This is a genomic window from Yoonia ponticola (genome assembly GCF_014199395.1).
GTDB classification, from domain to species: Bacteria; Pseudomonadota; Alphaproteobacteria; order Rhodobacterales; family Rhodobacteraceae; genus Yoonia; species Yoonia ponticola.
On sequence record NZ_JACIJM010000025.1, the window covers coordinates 1 to 4,272 of the forward strand.

2 protein-coding genes are annotated in these 4,272 nt (G+C 54.8%); one reads left to right on the top strand and one right to left on the bottom strand.

Annotated features, from left to right (window positions below):
• Positions 1–1,011 precede the first annotated feature (1,011 nt).
• Positions 1,012–1,299, bottom strand: a complete 288-nt coding sequence (locus FHS72_RS18695; RefSeq protein ID WP_425511127.1) for a helix-turn-helix domain-containing protein — start codon at positions 1,297–1,299, stop codon at positions 1,012–1,014.
• Positions 1,300–2,094: 795 nt separating this feature from the next.
• Here FHS72_RS18695 and FHS72_RS18350 point away from each other — a divergent pair.
• Positions 2,095–3,900, top strand: a complete 1,806-nt coding sequence (locus tag FHS72_RS18350) for a hypothetical protein (RefSeq protein ID WP_183531186.1) — start codon at positions 2,095–2,097, stop codon at positions 3,898–3,900.
• The last annotated feature ends 372 nt before the right edge of the window (positions 3,901–4,272 follow it).

The window sequence follows — 4,272 nt, forward strand, 5'->3', positions numbered from 1 at the left end:
ATGATCTGTTCATCCGTAAATCGTGTCTTCATTTGTCCGTCCTTTTGTTGGGCGGACTCTACACAAATCTGGAGGAGTTTTAGGGGCGCAGGTCAGGTCCGATATATGGAAACCGCGGTGGCTGCTCCCAAATGTCCAAAACGTCATCACGGGCTAGAAGCTGGTGGAGGACGGAACCCTCCAGAATGCTTTCGCACTTATAGATACGGCGGACGCTTTCGACGGGTGTGCGCCCCACGATGCTCATCCGACCACTTACGTTTGATTTTACTGAAAATTTGCGAGTTTGTTTACTTTTTGCAGGCATTTGAATTGTTTCAGTTCTGGTTGTTTTCATGTTTAGTCGCCAGACGCCGGAACAATGGTTCCAAGCGCCGTTTGGCCTCCTTGATTTGAATGATATGTATCGGTCGCGCCGAAGGACACGGCGCGGCTTGACATTTCGCATTAACTGGAGGAAACTTTGGCCATCGATGACAATCGTATGACGGCCTTTGGAACTGGAATTCCGGGGTCGTTTCCTTTTGTAGATCTAAATTTTCATAACTGTTCCTCCGTTGAATTTTCGCGGCCAAAGTGTCTCTACTTGCGCGCTAAAAATGTCTTGCGATGTTAGCCTCAATGGCTTCATGAGGGGTCGCCCATGACGAACTGTTGTAACAGGCTGGTGGCGTAGCCGACCTCATCGCAGATGTTTACGAGTAAGAAGTCTTTTTCGCGGAAAAAGACGTTTCACATTGCCATACTGCTCTATGTCAGTAATTTTCTGGATAGCCGGCGAGTATCGCATGGGCTGTCTGAATTTCTTTCATGGATAAGTTTATCCTGTTATTCACTGTAAAATCCGTATTTCTGGTCGCGCCCGATGCTTTGGGCGAGCTTTAACTTGATTTCGAATGCAGGGGCCGGATGAGGAAAAGTGAGATCGTGCTAGTAACCGATTTATTGGGCCCCAAGGATCTGCAAATCCGATTGTTTTCAGCTATTTCAATCCCTAAAGTTTGGCTATTATTAGGTCAAAGAATCTACCTCGCTCTTTACAACCGTGTCAGGGAAAACTTCATTAACTGGACGGTTCAATTCTCTCGCGATTGCCAGCTCGATCCTAGCAGATCTGTTACGCCTGAGCGAAACATATGAGACGGCTGTAGGGGAAACGCCTAGATCAGCGCTTATTTTTGAAATGGACGATCCGGCTAGCCGAAGCAAATACTTGCGTTCTTCATGACGTCGAATTTCCGCTCTCATGACTGTTATGACCTCAATGGTTCCAATCTTAACTGATACTGACAAAAGCATTTACGAATCACTCAGTCAAGGTTAAATTTTCGCTAAGTATTTGACAAAAAACAATTAAATTGACAAAAAGACATAAAGTTTGACAAAATCCGGCAGAAATACCCCCGTATTAGAGAAGGTCAAAGACCGAAGGTTGCCAGGACAATTGCAGCACCACGCACCAGAGGCCTCCGCAAAACTGGCAAGATCTTTACTGCATCGCAGTAAATGCGCAAAGGATGATAGGGAAAGACGCTCGCCCTCCGTTTGCAAGGCCACTTTCTGCGCCTGCAATGCGCTGTTTTTCGCAGAAGGGCGGATTGAAGCCATTCGCTGCGCGTGCGAGCTCGGAGTGTTCTCATGTCCGGAGCGGACATTCAGCCTGGCATGCTCTGCCGAACCTGGGGTGATCGACATGGAGGGGTGGAGATCTGCCGTTCGCTGCCTTCGACATCAGTGTCCAGAATGGCTCTCGAAGCGTCGTTCTCTGTGGTCGAGATAAAGGGCTTCTACCTGCGGCGACCGGCCTTCCGGAAGGGCCGACGGTTCGCTGACATGATTGGCCACAAGCACTCTTACGTGCAGAGGGATGACCAACTGGCTGCCATGGCCGCCGAACAACCCCGACCCGGCGGCTGATCCAGAAACTATCGATCCTGAATTGCCCCTGCTTTGGCGGTCGCCAACTACATCGAATCCGTGACAAGCAGCGTCCTTCGCTCCTAAAAGGGTCGAAAAAATAATGGGGGACGACTATCGACCGTCAACCGCTTAGCTGAAGTACGTTCAGATGAGAAGATATGTGAGGAAGCTGACATGCAGAATGAGCCAATCGAGACGAGTTCAGAGATGAACGAGATTAAGGCGCTCAATTCGATCCTCGAAGTCGCGCGGCAAGCCGAGTTCGGACTACCAAGCAAACGTCCCGAAGGCGTAGCGCCACTCGAAGCCGAGGCGCGCGTGCTCGACGGGAAGCAGGAACCCCGGCTGTTACCCGTTCAAGCCTTCAAAGTGCTCCAAGCCATCACCGACTTGAAGGACGCGGGTGCTTCCGATCTTGAGATTGTCCGGAAATTCGTGTTTCGATCTCTAAAGGCTGGATGGCCGGATAACGCAGATGGCCTGGCCGATGCGGTTCTCGGGAGGACACGCGATTACACATGGTCCTTTGATCGGCTGCCACCGGATTTGGCCAGCTACCCCGGCCTGACTCGCGCTATGACCAAACAACTGATGTCGAAGCCGTCCTACGAAGACTTTCACCTCGCTCGACTCCTACGATTCAGCGCTGATGATTTGCGCCAGTTGATCCATAAGGCAAGCCGCAGTCCGAATGGCGATTTCAGACGGCTGATCCCGGACCTTCTAAAGCAGGGAGTCGGCTTCGAGGAGTGGCGGCACGTTCAGTACGCCTGCTTCCTTCGGGAGGTGGACGACGAAGTCGAAGACGATCTCATCCGGCTCCTCGACAGCCTGCCCATGCGATGGAGGAACCTGCGCCCCGACTTCGACCTCATAGCAAGCACGCCAGAGGTCCGTGCCGCATTGGTGGCCGATTTCGTCCGCCTTACAGGCAAATCGGAAAACATGCGCTCCGCACTGCTCGAGGGTATTCTCTGGCACGGATCGGAGCGGATCGATGAGTTCGTCATGACCGTTGCCGCCGCGATCTGCGATGCGTCCTTGGACCAAGGTTCGAGCGTCTTGGACAGCCTGTTGGCGCATCCTTCGTCGCTTGTGCGTCTCCGTGCCGCTGCGCTCCGGCGCCTGGGGGCAGACGAGCCAATCGAACCTGATCGCCCCCTCCCGACCGGAATACTGGACTCCGGTCGGCGGCTGGCCGAACTTCCCGAGCGTCATCGCGCGAGCCCGCTTACCTGGATAGGCGACAGGCATGTCGAGATGGCGATCGAGAGTACCGTGCAGCGGGCGGCCGCAACCTTCACGGGTTCCTACGAGGGTCATTGGCGCGAGGATGAGGAGCCGCTGACCGTCAAGCTGCTTAGCGACGTCAGGGCCGCGCTCGGAGTCGTCGAGGCAGATATTGCCGCCGTGGCGGGAAGACGGCCGGGAGGGCGCCGCATCTCCTTCAGTCTCCGCGACCGGATGGTCTCCAAGCACGAAGAGGGACAACCGGGTACCGATCCGACCGCATCCTTCTCTACCGACGTCTGCCTGATCATGACGGCTCGTAGGGACGGAAAGGTGTTAGCGAACCGCGCGTCATTGATCCAGGTCAAGAAGCTCAAGAAGGGGGCCGATGCTCGCTGGAAGAACAGCTTCGAGATCGTAAGGAAGCAGCTCACAGACATTTCGAAGAACACAGATGCATCGTTCTACATGCTGATGGGGCCGGAATCCGCTGGTAGGGCGATCGAGATAGCACCGGCCAGGCTCGTCGCCGAACATCTGCCGAGCCGTGGAAAGACCGTAGGACTTCGTCGCGAGCTCGTGGCGCTGGCATCCCGTAGCCTGGCTTGTTGGATAACCTACGACGTCGTCGGTCTATGGACGGGCGATCCTAGGGTGCAGGTAGTAAGAAAGGCTGCCGGCGCGGATGGCCGCCGACCGTATCTGCTGGTGGAGCTTGAGGTGTCGATCTCTTCGGATATTGTAGACTGAGCAGGGACGCGCGGGCTGGCCGGCCGGGCAATCGGTCGGAACGGCCAATTGCGGTTATTTGCTCATCGTGCGCCCACATGAGCGATGGTCAGAAATCCCCGTTTGGACGCCGGATAGCCGCCGGACCGCAATTGGCCAGCCGTGCGCGTTCGACACCCCAGCACACGTAACACGCAAATGTCACGTCTCGTCAGGCAGCCGACATTTTGCGACGCGACAGGAATGACCGCTTTGGGAAAGTGGCGCCGCAGCGATGGCCAGCCCAGCGAATGCCCGTATCTGAGGTGCCCCTAACTTCCTAGACGCCTGCCTTGTTCATTTTCTGCTGTTTCATTTCATAGTCAACCGGTGACAGCATGCCGTTGTTCGTGT